Origin of the sequence: Herbaspirillum sp. 1173 (assembly GCF_031455335.1) — a bacterium.
GTDB classification, from domain to species: domain Bacteria; phylum Pseudomonadota; class Gammaproteobacteria; order Burkholderiales; family Burkholderiaceae_D; genus Herbaspirillum; species Herbaspirillum huttiense.
Map to the genome: position 1 here is coordinate 653,264 of NZ_JAVDSP010000001.1, position 17,758 is coordinate 671,021.

A 17,758-nucleotide genomic window follows, 5' to 3' on the forward strand; every position below is an offset into this window, starting at 1 on the left:
TGGCGAGCGAATTGTGCGACATGGCTCGGAACGCTGAAGCTCCTGCTGCCAGATCCTGATCCGTCGCTACTCTGCATGATCAATCCAGTTCGCCAGCCAGTTGCGCAAGAGGGGTTGCGCTGACGTCCTCAGTGAACTCCATTTTCAGGATGGAACGGATTCCTGAGAATGCGTAAGCTCTTGTCGCCTGGTAAAACCGGGACATCTCGTTCATGAATCGGGGCAATTCACCCGGTGGCACCTTACATTCACCCAAGTTTGAATCAAACACGGTCAGTGAATGCCTATCCCCTTGCGAAAATACGCTGAGGTTGTGGCCAGCTTCTTCTCCGCTCTGATTGGTGAGACTAATGCCAAGATCGTAATAACCGGGCGATCTTTTCAGTAGCTGTTCTGCACGTAGATACGCTGCTGACCCCGTGAAAAATTCATTGCTGATGCACCTCGCCTGACTTGAATAGACGCTTGAGAGATTTGATACCGCCGTATCGAACTGGGCTTCGAGCCCCAGCTCCAGCAGCCTTTTCAGGGAGGGCGCTGCACCGGAGTGGTGATGAACATTTTCCTGGGCGTACAGTCGTTGTGCGATGGTGGCATGTGCCGTACCACGCTCCGACATCAGCAGGGACATGCGTGCCGAGGCTTTTGCCGCCGGTTTCGCCTGATGCAGACGAAGCCAGACGGAGCCCATACCTCGGCAGATTCCTCTCTGGCTTTCAAGATGGTCGGCACCGAAGTGCCTTTGCTGGGCCAGTGCTTTTTGCATGCGCGCTTTGACGTACTTGCGCAGCGCAGGTTGCAGTTCGTCCCATTGTGGATGATCGATATTGGCGCACTCATTGACAGAACCGGACGCAGCTTCCTGATGCCGGAAGAGGCGACTGAATTTGCTCAGCGTGGATTCGCGGCGGCGAGACGGTCCGCCGACTTGGCTGGAGTCGCCAAGTGCAGCAGCGGGACTGCCGCAAGGTAATTGGCCGGCGTTTTCTGCGCCGGAATCCTCTGCTTCCGGCACCATGCTCCATGGGAGAGATGCATTGAGGTGGGCGGGAGGATTTGAGCGTGGAAACATGTTTGCAAATGAAAACCGATGTGGGCAGTTGGAGTGATGAAGATTCAATCTCCTGATGGGTGCAGGAACAAGTAGATAAGTTCGCCGAGCGCATCTGAAACAACGCGAATAATTTAACCATTCTTGATTTTCCCGATTTGTCTTTTTAGCCGATTTTCGGATTGGGCTGCGCTTGTCTGTACACCCAACAAGGGCTGGACATTGATCCCGCGTTTGGGGGCTTTACTTCGGATCACCCGCTCAGGGCCGACTCTGCGAGTCAGTCAACACCTGTCGCCGATTATCGGAATTTTTTTCCGCTCTTTCGCTTGCAATCTGCTAGTACGTCTGGAACCCGATGCCGGATAGCGGGCTGCGCCCTCGCAGGGTAGAGCAGCTGAACACTTGAGCGGCACGGAAGGGCAGGTGCAATAGAACCAGGCGCGTCCGCGCACCACTCATGAGCTCCATTGCCTACCAGGAGCTCGCGGATGAGGATTGCCAGCCATTCGATCAGCACCATGGTCCCCACGGAGACTGAATTCAATGCTCAGGAGGCAGCGGCCTCATCGATGGGGGGCATCGGCTGTACTCAGCGCCACCAATACGGGGTCGGCCAGCATGCGTCACAGCCGTCCAGTTTGGCTCCAGTCTGAGGACTTCGCCGACGACATGGCGCTGTCAGCGCACTCGGGCCCGCGCAAAGCTGAAGCTGCGCCTCAGGGTGGCGATGATTTTTCATCCGCGCTGGAACAGTACCTGGCGGTGCGCTGGAGGCACGATCGCACCGCCGTACTCGACCGGCTCGGCCAGCTACGCGCGTCAGCGCAGCGAGCAATTGCAAGCCATCCACGGTAGTGGTGATCCGGCCCGGCAATATGGCCTCCTCGCGACCAGGAAGGAATACGCGCTGCGCGGGTCCTCACTGGACCAGCACCATGTGCCCGGACTTACGGTGGAACATCAAGAAAGTGCAGAATATCAGCGGGATGCGCCCTCCGAGCGAACTAGGACGCAATGCCTGGACATCTACCGCATCTTGGGGCGCAGCCATCCTTCCAAGTGCGTCCTTTTCGCCAACTCGCAGACCAACGCGGCCCGCATCCTTGCCCAGCTCAAAATACGCAATTCGGCTTCCTGCCTGGTCCCCGGGCGCAAGGAGCCAGGCAGGATCCTGCCCTTGAAGCCGGGCCTGGTGGCCATCGAATTGTACAGCGAGGCACTGGAACCCGAGGCGCAAAAAATCGGTGTGACGCCTGGGCTGCCAACCTTCGCATTTTCATGTCGACAAGCTCCACTGGCAGTCTCTGACAATACGGTACGGCCGCGCAAAACGCTGCAGCATCTCTTTGATGAGGAACGCATCGACAATCACGCGCAATTGCAGTCGGCCAGGGGCGGAGACATGCCACAGACGATATCATCACTGCGGCAGCTGCCATCTGGTCATGCCATGCAGACGTTGGCCAACAGCACCGCATCCTTGCTGGCAGCATTGCAGCAGACCCTGCAGAGCAAGCTGGACAGCCCCGGATTGCGACACGATCCCCTCATCGCCGATGCCCTCGACAGCCTCCTCAGGACTGCGCAGGCAATGACCTCGGTGACCAATGACTCCACGCTGTTCTTCTGGGCGCAGGAGGCGATCATCGAGGAAATGCATCTCCTGCTGGCGTCCGTGCAGCCCTACGGCTAGACCGATTTCAAGAAGGCAACGGCAGCGTTGCTAGAGCGCCGCCCTGGACCGGTGCTGGGTCAGCTGCAGATCTTCCTTTTCAACATCTATTTTCAGAAATAGGAATACGAGTCTTTCCCTACAATGTTATTGCAATAGCTACTTTTTCTACTTATTCGCTTAGCGCGCTTAAATGCATCGCCTGCTCTGAAATTTTCATGACGCCTCTATCTAGCTAGTTTTCTCAGCTGGGGCAAATCAATTCTCAAATTAAAAATTAACTTTTTTGAAAATAACAAATACTTACAAATCTCATTTCTAATTACTGATTTTGTAAGGTATTTGTCAGCTTAAAAATGCGAGCTTGTAAGAGAATGTTCCCGTCACTTCGCATTGAGGTGACGTTCCCCTCACATCTATAAGGAGTTGTTTCATGCGTATCGTCAAGACCGTGGTAGCTGCTATTTTGTTGGTCGGTTTCGCATCCTCTGTCTTTGCGGAACCTCGTCTGTCCAGTGGTCTCCGTATCAACAAAGCTTGCGACGACATCGATGGCGTGAAAATTTGCTACTGAAGCATCTAGCGAGCAATAAAGAAGCCCCGGATCTAGCCGGGGCTTTTTTTTACGGTACCACCTGAGATAAATCCAAGTGGATTTTGTTCGGTGTCATTAAGAGATTAAAAAGCCCCAAATTCCGGGGCTTTCCTTCTTTTTTGAGAGTAGTGAGCTTGTTTATTTCTATTGCTAGAACGTTTGGAATCCGATTCTCCTCGATCCGCTTGGGTTAATAACCTCCCTATATGGCTCTACATTGTGTTCCATGGCCGTCACAAGTGCTTCTCGCATGTCAGACCAAGCTTCGATTCGTGAATTCAAATCGCTCAAGATATTTTCTACTCGATGTCCGGAATGAATAGTGGAAGCGCCAGTAAGATAGGCGTAATGCATGTCAGCCGTTTGAAGTGTTGTCGTCGTATCTCGGAACAAGCGGTTGTAGCGATCACGAATACCACCAGGTGCTCGGTAGATCACGAAGTCATATTGATCTCGTGGTAGGCCGGCCGAATTTTGCAGTTCGTTCCGACGCTGCAAAATTTGTGTGGCTGCATCACTTTCCTGATGTGTTGGAGAGCTAACTTCATGGGTTCCGCTCGCCCCCCCTACGCAAAGATAATTTCCCATTGCAATTCCTTTAAAATTTGAACTAATGATCGAGCCAGAATCTATATGGTCTCGATACGTTAGTACGTGGAAGAAAAGCAATATATGGTTCGATTTACTAATTGAAAAAAAGCCCCAGAGTCTGGGGCTTTTTTTATTTTGTGCGGATTCACTTTTGGAAAACTAGCCACTTATTGCACGAGATTAAATGACGCTTTGATTTCCTTTTTCCCTATCGCATATGCGGAGCGAGCCAGAAAAGCCATTCTCAACTCTAATTTTCAATTCAATACACTATCAATTTTGAAGGACTTAATGTAGCCATGAGAATTCCCGACAAATCCGTGCATGTCTCGGCCCATCTCGAAGTGGCAGGCGAGATAGAAGAGGTGACGGCGTCGCCTTCACCAAGTCCTGTGCACGTAACTGGACATTTTCCGAGTGTCCCTCCTCACATCAGAAGGGTTGGCGAAGAAGCTACGAGTAAACGCCTCCTCAATGAAATGACTGGTACGAATATAGATCTACCTGATATTCGAGAAAGCGAAATATGCATCGATATCTCGGAAGACATACTAGTTCAGGTCGCTCTCGATAACATTCCCTGGTCTGCTCGCACCGCCGAAAATCAGCCCTTTCATGAAAGACAGCGGCAGTTGGAGCGAATCTTTGTTGATTGGGCCGCTCAACAGGTGAAGGCGCGGCAGCAAGCTTTCGGTCACGCCTATGTTCTCGGAGTTGACATGAGCGCTCCTGTAAAGGAAGCATTGTTGCCTGCGCTTTATGATGGCGTCCGGCAGTTTATCTATGCTGCTGCGCGAGGCCCGCTTCGGAATGCGACCGTATCAGCGCTTGGCCCCCGCAAGAACGAGGCAGGTCAGAACATTGGGGAGCTCAACACCGAATTCAGTGCGACGATGGTAGGCGGCGCTACAGGTGGATTAAGCGCTTACCTGGCAGAGGTATGGTTATTACAGGCAATGGATCGGCGCGCCAATCTTTCGAATCTGGCGAAGCTTGATCCGGTAGATATGCGTGTGCTGGCACCGGATCCTTGTCCCGTACAATTGCGATTGGTTGATGGTGCCAAAGAATATTGGCTTCCTGCCTCTGATGAATATGGCGGGCATGCTGAAGCCGGTAAGGACGAGAATGATCCCAGCTTGCCGCGCGACATTGATCCGACCCTTACTATGCTGAAGGACCAAGCCGTCGAACTGAGAGCGTCGTGGGTTCGATGGCAGGGTAATATTGAAGGGAAGGGAATGCTATCTTGGTTCCGCCCCGGTCTAAGTGGCGCGTTTAATACCGCGCGTAGAGCGCTTTCGACCATGCAAATGCTGAAGTCACCCCTCCCGTTGTTCGGCACTTCGGTGCTGGCTGCCAGCGCAGGAGGTGTCGCTAACTTTACGATTGGGATGAGCAAGGCGATGCCGTGGATATCGCAAGTGCAAGCAGATAACTTGATAGGCGGGACGCAAACGCTCAATCTGTTCAAGCTCACGAGCCCGCAGTCGAATATTTCCTCTGTGTCGTGGCGTGACGCCCCTTCTTTTCCTCGCTACGCAAAGGATGTCATATGGGAAATGGGCGGGCGCATAAAACATTCCTTCAATCCGCAGCGCTCGTGGCGCGATTTCTCGGTGCAGGCTAAGGATGGCTTTCGAAATGCCGCTATTAGTGCAATCGGAAGCATGATGTCTGCCGCCACCGCCAAAAAATTGGCGGAAGTCATGCGCAACGGAAGTCCCGTGGAACTGCCGGGAGAATCTTTCAAGGCCGGGGCGAGCCTTCTCCAGCAATTTGGTCAGAGCACCACCTATGACTATATTTGGGAGGCCTTCAGGGATTTTACCAAAGGCGATGCGTACGACCTTTCTCCGAGCCTAGACAGGACACGTGATCAGCGGCAATTGTCTCTTCTATTTCAAACAAGGCAAGAGTGCGCGACATTGCTCGTTGCTATGGATGAATGGCGCAAGCGTATGCCGTCACATATCCAAGTTATCGAGCAAATCAATCTTCATATCAACGAGTTTGAAAAGTATGTCAGTGTGAATCAGATTCAAGCCATCCATGAGGTTCTCACAAGCGAAACTGTTATATCCTGCCAAAGAACCGCAGCACAACTTCATTCGTACACAAAGCTAATAGATTCGACAGAGAAGGTGATTAAGCTGATCAATCAACGCGAGGCGTTGATGGCCAAACGCAGACCAGCCAACTAAAGATAAAGTCATCAGTAATTGTGGTGGGCGGCAAGCTTCGATAGCTTACAATTCAGGAAATTTCAGCAGAAGATATACCATCAACTGAGCCCGTTTTAAGCCGATCTCATGTAGAAAAGTACGAACTTGGGAGTTTTCGACAAAATACACAGCTGGCGGCAGATCTTGCATCGCGTGGCAACGGATGTAATGCAATTATTAATTGGAGTCCCGAAGTAAGCATGGAACTGACCGACCGATGATCTCCGGTTTGTCTTCACACTGCTGCTGAAGAGTCTTTTGTAGTGCTCGGCCATGAGCTGGTACATGCTCGGCATTTGATGGAAGGCACTTCAAAGGCGTACTCAGGTGGTTATCGATATGATGAGACAACTCCTGCAGGCAAAGAAGAATTGAGGGCAGTTGGTTTAGGCAAATATAGGAATTTGCCGTCCGCAAACTCGATCAGAGCGGAGTATGGTCTTCCTTTGATGTTTAGATATAGACCTCGGGATGCCTAATGACATATTGCAGTCCTGCCGTATGGATGGGATAGAGAGAGGCAAGATCCAAAAAAGAAAGCCCCGGAACTCCGGGGCTTTCTTTTTGGTGAAGGGCAGGGCGCTTGTCAATCTGGTGGACGACCGCGCCGAGCGATACAAATGCGCAAGAGTGGGCATCGGCTGTACTCAGCGCCACCAATACGGGGTCGGCCAACATGCGTCACAGCCGTCCAGTTTGGCTCCAGTCTGCGGAGTTCGCCCACGACATGGCGCTGTCAGCGCACTCGGGCCCGCGCAAAGCTGAAGCTGCGCCTCAGGGTGGCGATGATTTTTCATCCGCGCTGGAACAGTACCTGGCGGTGCGCTGGAGGCACGATCGCACCGCCGTACTCGACCGGCTCGGCCAGCTACGCGCGTCAGCGCCGCGAGCAATTGCAAGCCATCCATGGTAGTGGTGATCTGGTCCGGCAATATGGCCTCCTCACGGCCAGGAAGGAATACGCGCTGCGCGGGTCCTCACTGGACCAGCACCATGTGCCCGGACTTACGGTGGAACATCAAGAAAGTGCGGAATATCAGCGGGATGCGCCCTACGAGCGAACTAGGACGCAATGCCTGGACATCTACCGCATCTTGGGGCGCAGCCATCCTTCCAAGTGCGTCCTTTTCGCCAACTCGCAGACCAACGCGGCCCGCATCCTTGCCCAGCTCAAAATATGCAATTCGGCTTCCTGCCTGGTCCCCGGGCGCAAGGAGCCAGGCAGGATCCTGCCCTTGAAGCCGGGCCTGGTGGCCATCGAATTGTACAGCGAGGCACCGAGCTGGCCCCAGCGTCACGGCGAACAGGACAAGCAGAACGATTGGAGCACGGACAAGCTGGTCCGTCAGACCATCGCTTGGGTCAAGAACGGGAAGATGAGTAAAAGCGATCCCGGTGTACTGGTGCTTGTTGCGACGCTGGAGCAACGTGCCTCCGATGGCAAATCCGATCTCGCCGATGTCACTAAGAAGCTGCAGCCGCTGATCGACAGTGGTCAGCTCAAGATCGTACTCTGCAAGAGCTATCAGAAATACACCTCACTGGGCAGTGGCAAGAGCATGGCGGGGGCAGTGACCGTCATCGGACGTGACGATGCCAAAACCCGCCTGGCCAACAGCAAGCTGCGTGAGGCAGAGCTGGGTCTTGGCTGGATCAACAATGACGAGAGCCAGTTGCTGGTGCGCATGCTCAGCCACGCGCAGGACGATGAACTCAAGCTCATCGACGAAGCCACCCAAAATGCTGCCTTCGTCGAGGCTTTCTGCCTTCGCAAAGCTCACCAGATCGACGCCGGGATGATCCTCCGGGAAAAGGATTTACCTTTCACTATCATCAATACCGAAAGCGCCCGCAGGGCCATGCAGCTCCTTGCGCGTCAGGTGGAGCTGCGGACCAGTTTCGGCTTCCTCGGGACGGCCATGCTGGATGTCGGGAGATAGTGGCTGCGCTTGACTGTGAGTAGCGAGAGCAGGGTGGAGCTGGTGGAGAAACACTTTGCAATGGGCTGGACGCTGGAGGGTGGCCTGTCCGATAACGCGGTTTCCGAGCTGCATCACAAGGTCGTGGAAGTCGCCAAGGATGCCTTGCGTACGATGCTCGAGCAGGGCGATGTGACGCGCTGGGGCCCCACGGCGATACAGATCATCAACACGCGTTCCGACACGCGTGGTATCCCAGCGCCATTGACGCTGCAGCGCTGCAAGGCCTTGTTGGACGAGCTCATCGTCAGCGCGACGCCGACTTCTAAGTATGCCGCGGATAGGGTGGCCGGCCAGAAGCAGTGGCTCAGGGAGCAACTCGACAGCCTGCTGGAGGAGTCCGAATACCTGTCCGACGCGCTGATTACGGAAGAAATGCTCGTGCTGAGCTTCCCTAATCGCGCTTTGCTTTCGCACTGTTTGGACCTGTAATTTACAGTCAGTTATCTAACGTTGAGTTCTGTTTCTTGTAGTAACTACTATTGTCGAAGTATTCGATGGTTCTTGTAAGTGCTGTGTCTAAGGCCTGGGATATTTCGTCCCTATGTTGTTTATCTTTTGCGAGTTCTACAATGGAAGAATAGTCGAGGTGGTAGTTTTCAAGATGCTGTACAAATACCTTCTTCCGCTTTTCATCGAGTAACCCTTGCCGATTACTATTTGCGAAACGCTTCGCTACGGATGGGGGAGCCTTGCCATTAAGAAGCCTTTTTTCCAGCGCTTTCGTCCTTGCTACCTCTTCCGAATTCAGTTCAATTTTTTCGCTAGCAATGATTGCAGTGTAGACGGCCATTACTTCGTTTAGAGAATGGCCGCCGTCAAATCCGAGAAACATCATGCCAGCCAGTATGGCTTGATCCACTGAAAAATCACTGTCTTCCTTGGCGATCCTTCGGCTGAGGTAAGTCAGCAAGTTGGCGTTGCCGGATAGTCCCGTAACGATCGCATGCCCGTGATACAAAGCTTGCTGTTCCATTCCTGACAGGTTCGCCATGTTGGGATTCATGCGCCCATAAGTGGTATCTCTCGCGATATAAAATTTCTCCTGCGGTTCGTACTCGGGATGGTTAAGCAAACCGGTGCCGTATCTGCTTGTTTTGATATCCAGTCCCAGTTTATTTGTCAGATCTGCGGCTTGCTGTGCGCTAACGCCGACTTCATTTTCAAGAACCTGGAATGGGCGCGTCTTGCGAGCAGGCTGCAAGACGTATTTGTATCGTTGATCAGCGTACTCTTTCCATTCAATGTCATCAGAAAATTGTTTGCTCACTTTGGAGATCAGTGACTGTACCTTAAGTATATCGATGCCATTGTTGACGCTTAGTAGCATTGACTTCAGGTTGCTGTAAGTAGGCTCCTCCCTGAACTTCTCCAGATCAGGGGCCAGTGCTGTCCAAGGTCGCAATTCGATGGATTCCGCTATTCTTTTCAATGTCGTTTCGGTGGATAGAGCACCTGACGCATGTATCTTGTCAAAATCATTCAGCAGCGCTTGGCCAATCTTCTGGGTAACTTCTATGGTGCCGCCTGGGGGATTTTTGACGAGAATATGAATGAACTCGGATTCGAATTTTCTTCCATACATATTGTCATTTCGCTGGGTTGCCTCTTTCGGCTTGATGACAGCATCAGCAATTGAAACTACGTAGGAATGAAGACGAGATCTGTCTTGCAACTCCGACGCGGCATCCATCAGGAACGCAGCCACTGCGGTATCACTGAGATTGCCGGACATCCATAGCTTGCTTGCCTTTTCAAGCAATTCCTTTGCTCTATCTCCTCCTGATCTCTGCATGAGATCCATGAACTGAATCAAACAGTCCGCTCCGGGACGTGCTTCAGATCTCTCGTCTTCGGTGTTGGTTTGGGTAAGTGATTTGATGATGGCCGCTTGTAGTTCGTTGAGCGCGGTGTTGGAAAGTTGTTTTTTGAAAGAGATAACGCGCCCGATCCCGTCAAATTCGACGGAATGCATGTGTTTTTCGGCAACCCTAGGGTCTATTGTTTGACCTATAAGCAGGTTTTTTCTCCGATTGAGTAAAGCTTTCTTCTCAGAATTCGAGGAAAAAAATCTCCTGAGGATGCTCCGTTGCTGAGTATTTGAGTGAGCAGTCAATCCCTGTCTGTTCAATGCCGACTCTGCAGCGCGAGTATCCTTGGCGGGATGATTGTGCTCCGAGTTCCGTACGCGAACTTCAGCATCTCTTTGATCTAAGGGGCCAGGGGGCTCAATGCTCGACGCTGGCCAGATGTTTTTCCACACAGGGCGGTTCCTCTCGTGTTGTGCTCTAAAAGTATGTCGCTATCAGCGGCAGAGTGCTCCATGAGTGTGTATGAAGGAGTACCTGACGCAATGAAGGCCCGACCAACGGAGGCATCTCGCAGCCATTGCTTGACTTTGCCACAGTGACTCGGCTCCGCTAAGCCACTTCCCCTTACCGGTGATGGGTACTATGGCAGGCATGCCCCCTGTTCTCAGCGCTCGCCATGTTCGAGATCAGGCGTGACGCTGGTCGCTGCATCGTCGGATGGCTTTCCCAGCACTGCCCGCTCGTAGGGCAATCGCGCACGGATGCGCAGATTGTTCTCACCCGGTCCGAGCAGGTCCGTCATGGTCTTGCTTGCCTGCGCGGGTAGCGCCCTGAGCATCTCGGTATAGCGGGTGGCGGTCTGTGTATCAGGCGCATGCTCTTCGCCACGTAGATAGGAAATCGACGGGCGCGCGACGGCCATGCCAGCAGAGACCGCCCATTCCACGGCAGTTCCAGCACTGGCACCGACATACTGCCCTGCCGTGGAGAGCAATTCTCCAGTGCGGGATGCCAGATGACGAACAGCGTCGGGCATGGTCGCGCCGATGCGCGATGGCAGATCTGCCAGTGCACGCAGCCCGACCCGCCCGCCGTTTCTGAGATGGCTGCCCCCCTCATAGACCGGATGAATCATGGCACCGCCCAACATGGACACTGTCTGTTGCTGCCATTGGCGCAAGCCTTCTTCCGAGATCAGTCGGTTATCCAGCAGGAACTGTACTGCCATGCGCCGGCTCCGGACCGCGCCAGGATTGTCCTGCGAACATGATTGCATCACCTCCGCCAGGCGCGTCCGCAGCTCTTGTTCGTTGGCGCGATTGGAAATGGCGCCTGTGATCGTCATCCAGAGAAGTTCACCCGGGCCAAAGAAGACGGTATCGAGCGCAAACGAAATCGCCTGATTCATCCCCGGAATCAGCGAAATACCACCCTGCACGACACCCGAAAGAAACTCCATCGGGACCGACAGGCGGACCGCCAGCGCATCGGGCTCGTTGTTGAGCTGTTCCTGGGTCATATCCCAGACCGCGCGCTTGACTTGCTCCATGTCGCTGCGGTCGAAGGCCTGAGTGGCATCGAAAGGATTGTGCTGTGGCCAGGCCAATTGCCGCTGTTCGAGTGCTTGCAGAACTGCTGCTTCGGTCTCGGCTGCTACTTCGCCCATCTTGAGGAAGAATCCTGAACTGCACGCGAGGCTGGATACGGGAGATGTCACCGCGACCTTGAAGCCTGCCTTAAAGGCACCCACGGCACCGGCTGGCTTCCAGATCTCGATCGCCTTGTCGGGCCAAGAGAATACGCCCGAGATGATGCCGGCCGGCACTGCGAACGAAGCAGAAGAGACCATCTGCCCCATCATTGCAGAGGCTTTCGCAGCTACCGTGCTGAGCCCTGACTTCAGATTGGCGGCTGTCAGCTCTGCCAGACCCTGTCCTATTTTCTCTTGCGACGCGACCAGTGCCCCGGCTAGCAAGACAGTACCAGCTTCGGCACCAGCGTTCTCGCCAGCCTGCACAGAGATCTGATCAGTGGCATCGGTTGCCACGGCTTGCAGCGACGGCTCATCGTCGGAGTCGTCATCGCCCAGCACGGCATCGAGGATGGCGTTGTCGAAGATCTCCCAGCTACCCAGTTGCCAGCTCGGATCGAATGTCATCAGGAATTTTTGCCACGGTGTCGCTACCGACAGGAGGTCTTCGGATACATCCGAAAACAGTTTCTGTGCCGTGGTTTGTCGATCGAGCCCGCTTTCGCGCCGCACCTCTGCCGGGATCATGCTGCGGTTGATGACATTGTTGAGCATCATCATTCCGAGCGAATAGACAGCGCCGCCTATCATGCTGCCGCCTAGCGCGCCCCAGCTGTGCTCAATCCGGCCCGCCTGATAACGCGCATGAATCAGCGCCTGACTTGCGCGAAAGTCCGCATGGGAAGGTTCGGCCAGTTCCAAACGGATGGCCTCTCCAAGCGCGTCTAGCCAAATGTCATCGGCTGTCGCATGTACCGAGATATCAGGTATCACGCTTGCGAGGCGGGCATAATCGTCATGGCCAGTTTTCTCGTCCCAGAGTGCCCCCTGCTGGCGCATACCTGCGAGGGCGGCACTGAAGACGCTGACACCGTTGAGGTCGAGCACAACGAAGTCCTCTTCAGCCCCGATCGAAGGCGAATGTTCGGACGCGGCCGCCAGCACTTGGTCGCGACGACGCGCTGCATGGTCGCCATCCTTCCATACCAGAGCCTGTTTGACTTTGAAGCGTGATTGCAGATGACGATATTGCGCATCCATTGACGCGCCCATACTGTAGCGCAATTCAAGTGTCTGTTCTGGCGCGAGGTTTTGGTACAGATGCTTCATCCGCTCCAGAAATGTGGGAGAGCTGTTCAGCTCTTCCACCAGACTGGTCAGGGCCGCGACATCACCGGCCGCGCCGGTTCGCGCAGCCCCCAGGCGCCCACTAGCGGGATCAATCACCAACTGGCAACGCAGCACAGGCCACTGCAGCGGTTTAATTTGCTCATCGATGTCGATATGCGCTGCGAGCTGTTCGTTATTGGCCCGGGCCAGCGTGATTTCCGTACTGCAGCTGAGCTGCTGCGCGCGGATGCGCTGTTCGTGACTACGATCTAACATGGCTGCAGCGGTTGGCAGCGAGGCCTGTGCAGGCGCATCGGCAGCACCATGCTGATGTGCGGCAATATCTTCGAGCAACGGATCCAGGAGGATATTGTTGCTGGCGTTTGAAGGAAGAACGTGGTTATTCATTAGATGGTCCAATAACATTTTTATGGGAAGCTCCGCCTTGGCAATCTGGCTCACTAACCGGATCGGATGCGGACTACCCTGCAGTTCAGATCACTGCTGTAAGAGGGCAGGTCACGAATGTATATCGTGCTTGCAGGGGGACTAGTGGTCAGTCCGCACAAGTACGCGTCTGCGGCGAACGGGAAAGATTTTCCGACATGAGCACGTCTGAGCGTAAAAATGGGTCAAGAGGAGAACTTCCTTTTCGCTGTCGACGTCGCGAGGCTTGCAGGATTTATCGATGGACTCGACGTCGCCCTGAGCAAGATTATGTAGACAGCGGAAGACTCCTAGTTCCACAGATCAATACTGTCGCCAAAGAAACCGTGGGTGGAAACGAAAAATTTTCCGTAAAAATAGGGAGTATTTGAAGGCAGAAAATGCGATAGAGACCCGCCTGTTCGATCAAGACTTACTTCCTCGTTTTTCGAATTTGTAAGTAACTAGGGAGTGGGAGCGGATGAGGGATGAAGTGGCAGAGGCAATGAATAATCCGCAGCGGCCTTCTGTTATCGTGATTAATCCCTCTGAAACGTTAGACCCTCGCAATATATCTCGTCGAATTGGTAATCAAACATTTTGATAAAAGAAACAGCCCCCTAGCGTGGGCTTTTTACTGGAATCTGGATTGATGTAACTTCCTAATACGGCCCCGGGATTTAGCAAACCGTAATATTTGATTACCGATTAGATTGGTATTGTCTGCAGCGCCTTCGCCCCACGCGTGAGTGATGCGGCACGCCATGGTACGGATGTGGCGGCGATGCGCGCGGCGATTCAGCGAATCGGTATGGCCGCCGGCACGGGCGAGGGCGAGGACCTGTCGGCTGCGATGGAACGAGCCCGCTATGCGCCGCATGCCATTGCCTCGCTGCTGGCCGGAGGTGCGGTGGCATTTGCACCGGGGGCGATGCCAGTAGAAGATCCGTCTCGTTGGGAGTCACTTTTTGCGATGTGCCTGGACTCAGGCTTGCCCGGCGTGACTGCCGAGACCCGCGCGCATATCCTTTCGGACTGGGCCATGCTGCATGAACGCAATCTGCAAACCGAGGACCCAGCCCTACAGCGTGCTGCGGCAGAAGAGATTCCGCGTCACCTGCGCCTGGGCTCCTATCGCGACATCGGGGCCAGGATCTTCGCCGCCATCAAGGAGAACACCTTTGCCGCGCTTGCGCCTTCGGTTCAGCAATGCCTGACTGAAGCCTTGTGCGCCGGGCTGGATGTGGATGCCCGCCTGGCCTTCATACAGAAGCTGGCACAACGCCAGCAGACCAGCAAACTGCCGGCGTGCGTGAAAGGTTTTGCTACCGCGTTGGCCCAGGAGCCCAACGCGGTAGCTGCCTTACGGATGTCCGATATTCTGCTGGAGGGCAGGATCGCACCGCGTGAGCAAATGCGCCCACTCACGTAGGAGAAGCGTGGAGAGCTACTGCAGGCGCTACAGTCCTATCAAGGGCCGCAGGTGGACGTAACGATATGAGCAAATGTCTCGGCCAGTGTTTTCAGTGCAAACGCCGGAGGCGGGCGGAGATGGATATAGAAGCAGATCCAGTCACCAATGTCGTGAAAAAGTCGGACATGAAAGAAGAGACAGGAAGGGTTGATCCTGCCTTCCCTTATTCGGACAATTGCCGAACGCGGCGCAACTTCTCTTCAGCATCTAGTGCTCTGTCACGATACTCGCCTGCATGCTCTAGAAGGTGATAGACCTCCAACCAATACGCGCCGTCAAGATCTCCTCCCTCTAATTGCAGGCGATGCAACTTCTTGAGAGCTGTGGTCAAGTCGATTTTTTCATCCATGGTTTTCTCTTTTGCATTCCTAAAATTAATGCCCAGCCGCTATTCAAAGAATGCCAAAACTTGGATCTTTGTTTGCTCAGTGATAGCGGGTTGCGCTTCATAGGTTTTCACCGCGACGCCTTTGGCGTCAAAGTGCGCATAATAAGGAACGCCAGCTGGCGCAGCTTCATATTTTCCAAGCCCCAAAACCTCCGGAAAACGTAGCTCGCTAAAGCCGCTCTCATGCTGAACTCGTTCGATCATATATACCTTGCATCGGGAGCCAAGATCACCTACTGCGTATTGGATGAGGCGCTCCACCGAAGAAATAATAGCCATAGAAAAAGGTTTTACGCACTTCTCAGCTTCGTTATTAGCAGCGACGATGAAGCATGGCTCCGTTTCTGACGCCATCACCCAATCCCACATTTTGAATGATTTAACCCAATGCTTGCGTGCATCTCGCAATTCGGATGATGGATCTGTAATCAACATAGATTTCGAAATACTGAGGTTTTTTGAAGTTGAACAAATAGGGGCTCGCAAGATTGCGAAGACCGCGACGTCCTATTAGCGTAGATCCCAGCCGAATTTGAAGCTGCGCACCTCATAGCGTGTGATGCGTGGCGTGCATCCGCTCAATTTGCAATCGACGAAGTCAAATTCGACATCAACATCTGCGGTAAATTTAAGCGACGAGTTTTCTTTTGAGGCAGCATAAATTTGTGCCTGATGTACTTTCGGATCAACTGGAACATTCAGATGTAATTTCGGCACTTCATAGTTGATATTACAGTTTTGGAATGCCCAGGAGTCGTTCGGAGAATTTGATACAAGAGGACCGTAACTACCCGTTGAGCGCGATTTCCCGTTTCCTTTGAGCCGCTTGTGGGCGGGCAAATTGACAAATACGTCGAAGACCGATAAGTCATCTCGCCCCGAAGCGATCGGTGCTGTAAAGGCCTCTATCTTTTCCCGGGTCCAGTAGCGGGTAGTTGGATATGCCCGAATTGCCTCTTGATTACGGGCCGCTGCCATGGCTGTAACATCGCCCAAAATCGCCTTCGGGTTCATCTTGGCGTTTGTCCGTGCTATCTGCTCTAGGGCTAAGTCGCGGTAGCACATAGTCGCGAATCGCGACCGCTCGGCTAAATTGGAATTTAGAAGGAGAGCACTGATAAATACTTGATTCAACTCCTGTGGGTCGATCTGGTCTATACGAACAAGTCCTAGATCAGCAATCGGTTGTTGGCTCGTGTTCCGCTGTGTAGATGAGCAAGCCACTAGGCCTACAGAAACCGCGGCAGTTAAAAAAATTTTTCTCATTCTTACACAAGCATCATTTATCAATAAGATGCTAATCATAGTATGTAGAATTATAGTATGCAACGGGCGGACACTTTGCGCATGCCCGTCGCACCCCAAAACAGCCCGCTAGTAATTAAATTTGCGCACAATGTGCGCAAATTTCGTCTAGCTCGCGGCGTCTCGCAAGAGGCATTGGCGGAGGCAGCAGGATTGCACCGTACTTACATAGGCATGATTGAAAGGGCGGAAAAGAACATTACGCTCTACAACATCGAGCGAATCGCCATTGCACTGGATGTAGCTCCGGCGACATTGCTCAGTTAGCCCATATTTTCTCCGCTGCGCGCTTAGATCTGGGAGACGAATTGAGATGCGGAGGCGTATCCTTGATCTTGGTTGTCTTCTTGGTTAGGACTGAACTTTTTTCCCGTACAATCAATCTGTGCCGCTTATCAGGCATGTGTATCTACATTAGTTCTAATCGCGATACACGAACTGTTAGGGTAGGGGACTGACCGCCCCTTCTCATCTGATCTTGAGTGTGCTCGTTATCATTATCGTAGCAGTGAAAAAGACCTTAGGGCATTACACTTAGCTCGGCTGAGGCCGGGGGCCTATCAACTTTCCTCGTCTGACTCTTGTAACACAACCGCATCGAATTCCCATCAATGAGAGTGCCTGCGTGCCTAGGCGGCAATTCGGCGTCAGAAGTCAACTTTGGGCTGGCAGCCCCATATCTTCATCTTTACAAATCCCACCATGAGCGCATGCCTTAGCCATCGATATTCGGGGCCTAGGGAATAATGTACTGTATTACGTTACCCCTCTCAGTACGTACGAGTACACATAAAAACTCGGGGCAACCTTACGGGTATAACCGTCGATAAGACTTCTTATCGACGGTTATCTTTTTCGCGCATGGCGTGAGTCAATTTATACCGGTACAACATCCCATAACAAGCGACGCATTTTCCTTCGCCTTTCGCCAAATCATTGACAACCCGCCCGGCAGGCGGTCGGCGAAAAGCGGGATTCGTAGTTTTGTGTTGACGCCTTGGGGTAAGCCCGATTCCTCCTCAGCCAAGTAGCTGTCGCAACAGCTCCTTGTTAAGCTGATTCGCATAATGAAAACGAAGGTCTTCATCCTCTTAAAAAGATAGGCAGTTGCATCTTCGTGAAAAGTGGACTATTCATTGTAAGTAAGGCTTGACATCGGCATCTAGCATCGAGCGATGAAGGCTCTCTCCAGCTCATCTAAGGTCGAGTTTCTTACAGCGCAGCTAAAAAAGAGTTTAATAAGGTTGGGACACCATGCTTAGCTCAGATCAAATATCGTTGTGGAGTCGAGATAGTCGCCTTGCATTCGAGGCCTGGATCCTCTCTATGAAGGGAAGGGGCCTCAGTAAAAATGCAAAACAAGAAACAATCAAGATAT

At 53.1% G+C, this 17,758-nt stretch carries 16 protein-coding genes; 8 read left to right on the forward strand and 8 right to left on the reverse strand.

The features are described from left to right. Nucleotides 1-79: 79 nt before the first annotated feature. Nucleotides 80-1,018 (reverse strand): YopT-type cysteine protease domain-containing protein, encoded by a 939-nt coding sequence (locus J2X56_RS02990; RefSeq protein ID WP_209568807.1) that lies wholly within the window; start codon nt 1,016-1,018, stop codon nt 80-82. Nucleotides 1,019-1,781: 763 nt separating this feature from the next. Here J2X56_RS02990 and J2X56_RS02995 point away from each other — a divergent pair. Continuing rightward, on the forward strand, nt 1,782-2,747 hold the full coding sequence (locus J2X56_RS02995) for a hypothetical protein (RefSeq protein ID WP_310158133.1): 966 nt from the start codon (nt 1,782-1,784) through the stop codon (nt 2,745-2,747). A 412-nt stretch (nt 2,748-3,159) separates the two neighbouring features. After that, the gene (locus tag J2X56_RS03000; RefSeq protein ID WP_209568803.1) at nt 3,160-3,300 is read left to right on the forward strand and encodes a hypothetical protein; all 141 of its coding nucleotides are present in this window, start codon (nt 3,160-3,162) and stop codon (nt 3,298-3,300) included. A 171-nt stretch (nt 3,301-3,471) separates the two neighbouring features. On the opposite strand, the gene J2X56_RS03005 is transcribed toward J2X56_RS03000, so the two are convergent. Next, nucleotides 3,472-3,909: a type III effector gene (locus tag J2X56_RS03005; protein WP_310158135.1), complete on the reverse strand. Its 438-nt coding sequence runs from the start codon at nt 3,907-3,909 to the stop codon at nt 3,472-3,474. A gap of 302 nt (nt 3,910-4,211) precedes the next feature. Here J2X56_RS03005 and xopF2 point away from each other — a divergent pair, with 302 nt between their 5' ends. Next, complete coding sequence (gene xopF2, locus J2X56_RS03010) at nt 4,212-6,116, forward strand: type III secretion system effector XopF2 (protein WP_310158138.1); 1,905 nt, start codon at nt 4,212-4,214, stop codon at nt 6,114-6,116. Nucleotides 6,117-6,436: 320 nt separating this feature from the next. Further along, nucleotides 6,437-6,616 carry a type III secretion system effector protein gene (locus tag J2X56_RS03015; RefSeq protein WP_245202030.1) on the forward strand — a complete coding sequence of 60 codons (180 nt, stop codon included), beginning with the start codon at nt 6,437-6,439 and terminating at the stop codon, nt 6,614-6,616. Here the strand turns inward: J2X56_RS03015 and J2X56_RS03020 are convergent. Next, nucleotides 6,591-6,815, reverse strand: coding sequence for a hypothetical protein (locus J2X56_RS03020; protein ID WP_310159377.1), 225 nt, complete (start codon nt 6,813-6,815; stop codon nt 6,591-6,593). The genes J2X56_RS03015 and J2X56_RS03020 overlap by 26 nt on opposite strands. A gap of 107 nt (nt 6,816-6,922) precedes the next feature. On the opposite strand from J2X56_RS03020, the gene J2X56_RS03025 reads away from it, so the two are divergent. Together J2X56_RS03025 and J2X56_RS03030 are read left to right on the forward strand one after the other, a co-directional pair. After that, the gene (locus J2X56_RS03025) at nt 6,923-8,077 is read left to right on the forward strand and encodes a hypothetical protein (RefSeq protein ID WP_259435152.1); all 1,155 of its coding nucleotides are present in this window, start codon (nt 6,923-6,925) and stop codon (nt 8,075-8,077) included. A gap of 33 nt (nt 8,078-8,110) precedes the next feature. Further along, nucleotides 8,111-8,548, forward strand: a complete 438-nt coding sequence (locus J2X56_RS03030; protein ID WP_259435153.1) for a hypothetical protein — start codon at nt 8,111-8,113, stop codon at nt 8,546-8,548. Between the two features lie 7 nt (nt 8,549-8,555). On the opposite strand, the gene J2X56_RS03035 is transcribed toward J2X56_RS03030, so the two are convergent. Further along, nucleotides 8,556-10,091 carry a hypothetical protein gene (locus J2X56_RS03035; RefSeq protein ID WP_310158141.1) on the reverse strand — a complete coding sequence of 512 codons (1,536 nt, stop codon included), beginning with the start codon at nt 10,089-10,091 and terminating at the stop codon, nt 8,556-8,558. Between the two features lie 500 nt (nt 10,092-10,591). Then, nucleotides 10,592-13,249, reverse strand: a complete 2,658-nt coding sequence (locus J2X56_RS03040; protein ID WP_310158143.1) for a hypothetical protein — start codon at nt 13,247-13,249, stop codon at nt 10,592-10,594. 748 nt (nt 13,250-13,997) lie between these two features. Here J2X56_RS03040 and J2X56_RS03045 point away from each other — a divergent pair. Continuing rightward, nucleotides 13,998-14,645 carry a hypothetical protein gene (locus J2X56_RS03045; protein WP_209568795.1) on the forward strand — a complete coding sequence of 216 codons (648 nt, stop codon included), beginning with the start codon at nt 13,998-14,000 and terminating at the stop codon, nt 14,643-14,645. Nucleotides 14,646-14,850: 205 nt separating this feature from the next. Here J2X56_RS03045 and J2X56_RS03050 read toward each other — a convergent pair whose 3' ends face one another. The 3 genes from J2X56_RS03050 to J2X56_RS03060 form a co-directional block, all read right to left on the reverse strand. After that, entirely contained in the window at nt 14,851-15,036 is a 186-nt protein-coding gene (locus J2X56_RS03050; protein ID WP_209568794.1) for a hypothetical protein, read from the reverse strand. A 39-nt stretch (nt 15,037-15,075) separates the two neighbouring features. After that, nucleotides 15,076-15,510 (reverse strand): hypothetical protein, encoded by a 435-nt coding sequence (locus J2X56_RS03055; protein WP_209568792.1) that lies wholly within the window; start codon nt 15,508-15,510, stop codon nt 15,076-15,078. Between the two features lie 75 nt (nt 15,511-15,585). Beyond that, nucleotides 15,586-16,089 carry a hypothetical protein gene (locus J2X56_RS03060; protein WP_310158146.1) on the reverse strand — a complete coding sequence of 168 codons (504 nt, stop codon included), beginning with the start codon at nt 16,087-16,089 and terminating at the stop codon, nt 15,586-15,588. A 333-nt stretch (nt 16,090-16,422) separates the two neighbouring features. On the opposite strand from J2X56_RS03060, the gene J2X56_RS03065 reads away from it, so the two are divergent. Continuing rightward, complete coding sequence (locus J2X56_RS03065; protein ID WP_209568788.1) at nt 16,423-16,647, forward strand: helix-turn-helix domain-containing protein; 225 nt, start codon at nt 16,423-16,425, stop codon at nt 16,645-16,647. The last annotated feature ends 1,111 nt before the right edge of the window (nt 16,648-17,758 follow it).

Excerpts from the sequence above, each read along its gene's own strand:
- J2X56_RS03020 (WP_310159377.1), bottom strand. The coding sequence starts at position 6,815 with ATGTTGGCCGACCCCGTATTGGTGGCGCTGAGTACAGCCGATGCCCAC.
- J2X56_RS03055 (WP_209568792.1), bottom strand. The coding sequence starts at position 15,510 with ATGTTGATTACAGATCCATCATCCGAATTGCGAGATGCACGCAAGCAT.
- J2X56_RS03005 (WP_310158135.1), bottom strand. The coding sequence starts at position 3,909 with ATGGGAAATTATCTTTGCGTAGGGGGGGCGAGCGGAACCCATGAAGTT.
- xopF2 (WP_310158138.1), top strand. The coding sequence starts at position 4,212 with ATGAGAATTCCCGACAAATCCGTGCATGTCTCGGCCCATCTCGAAGTG.
- J2X56_RS03000 (WP_209568803.1), top strand. The coding sequence starts at position 3,160 with ATGCGTATCGTCAAGACCGTGGTAGCTGCTATTTTGTTGGTCGGTTTC.
- J2X56_RS02990 (WP_209568807.1), bottom strand. The coding sequence starts at position 1,018 with ATGGTGCCGGAAGCAGAGGATTCCGGCGCAGAAAACGCCGGCCAATTA.
- J2X56_RS03015 (WP_245202030.1), top strand. The coding sequence starts at position 6,437 with ATGGAAGGCACTTCAAAGGCGTACTCAGGTGGTTATCGATATGATGAG.
- J2X56_RS03060 (WP_310158146.1), bottom strand. The coding sequence starts at position 16,089 with ATGAACCCGAAGGCGATTTTGGGCGATGTTACAGCCATGGCAGCGGCC.
- J2X56_RS03050 (WP_209568794.1), bottom strand. The coding sequence starts at position 15,036 with ATGGATGAAAAAATCGACTTGACCACAGCTCTCAAGAAGTTGCATCGC.
- J2X56_RS03025 (WP_259435152.1), top strand. The coding sequence starts at position 6,923 with ATGATTTTTCATCCGCGCTGGAACAGTACCTGGCGGTGCGCTGGAGGC.
- J2X56_RS03035 (WP_310158141.1), bottom strand. The coding sequence starts at position 10,091 with ATGCATTCCGTCGAATTTGACGGGATCGGGCGCGTTATCTCTTTCAAA.
- J2X56_RS02995 (WP_310158133.1), top strand. The coding sequence starts at position 1,782 with ATGATTTTTCATCCGCGCTGGAACAGTACCTGGCGGTGCGCTGGAGGC.
- J2X56_RS03065 (WP_209568788.1), top strand. The coding sequence starts at position 16,423 with ATGCCCGTCGCACCCCAAAACAGCCCGCTAGTAATTAAATTTGCGCAC.
- J2X56_RS03045 (WP_209568795.1), top strand. The coding sequence starts at position 13,998 with ATGCGCGCGGCGATTCAGCGAATCGGTATGGCCGCCGGCACGGGCGAG.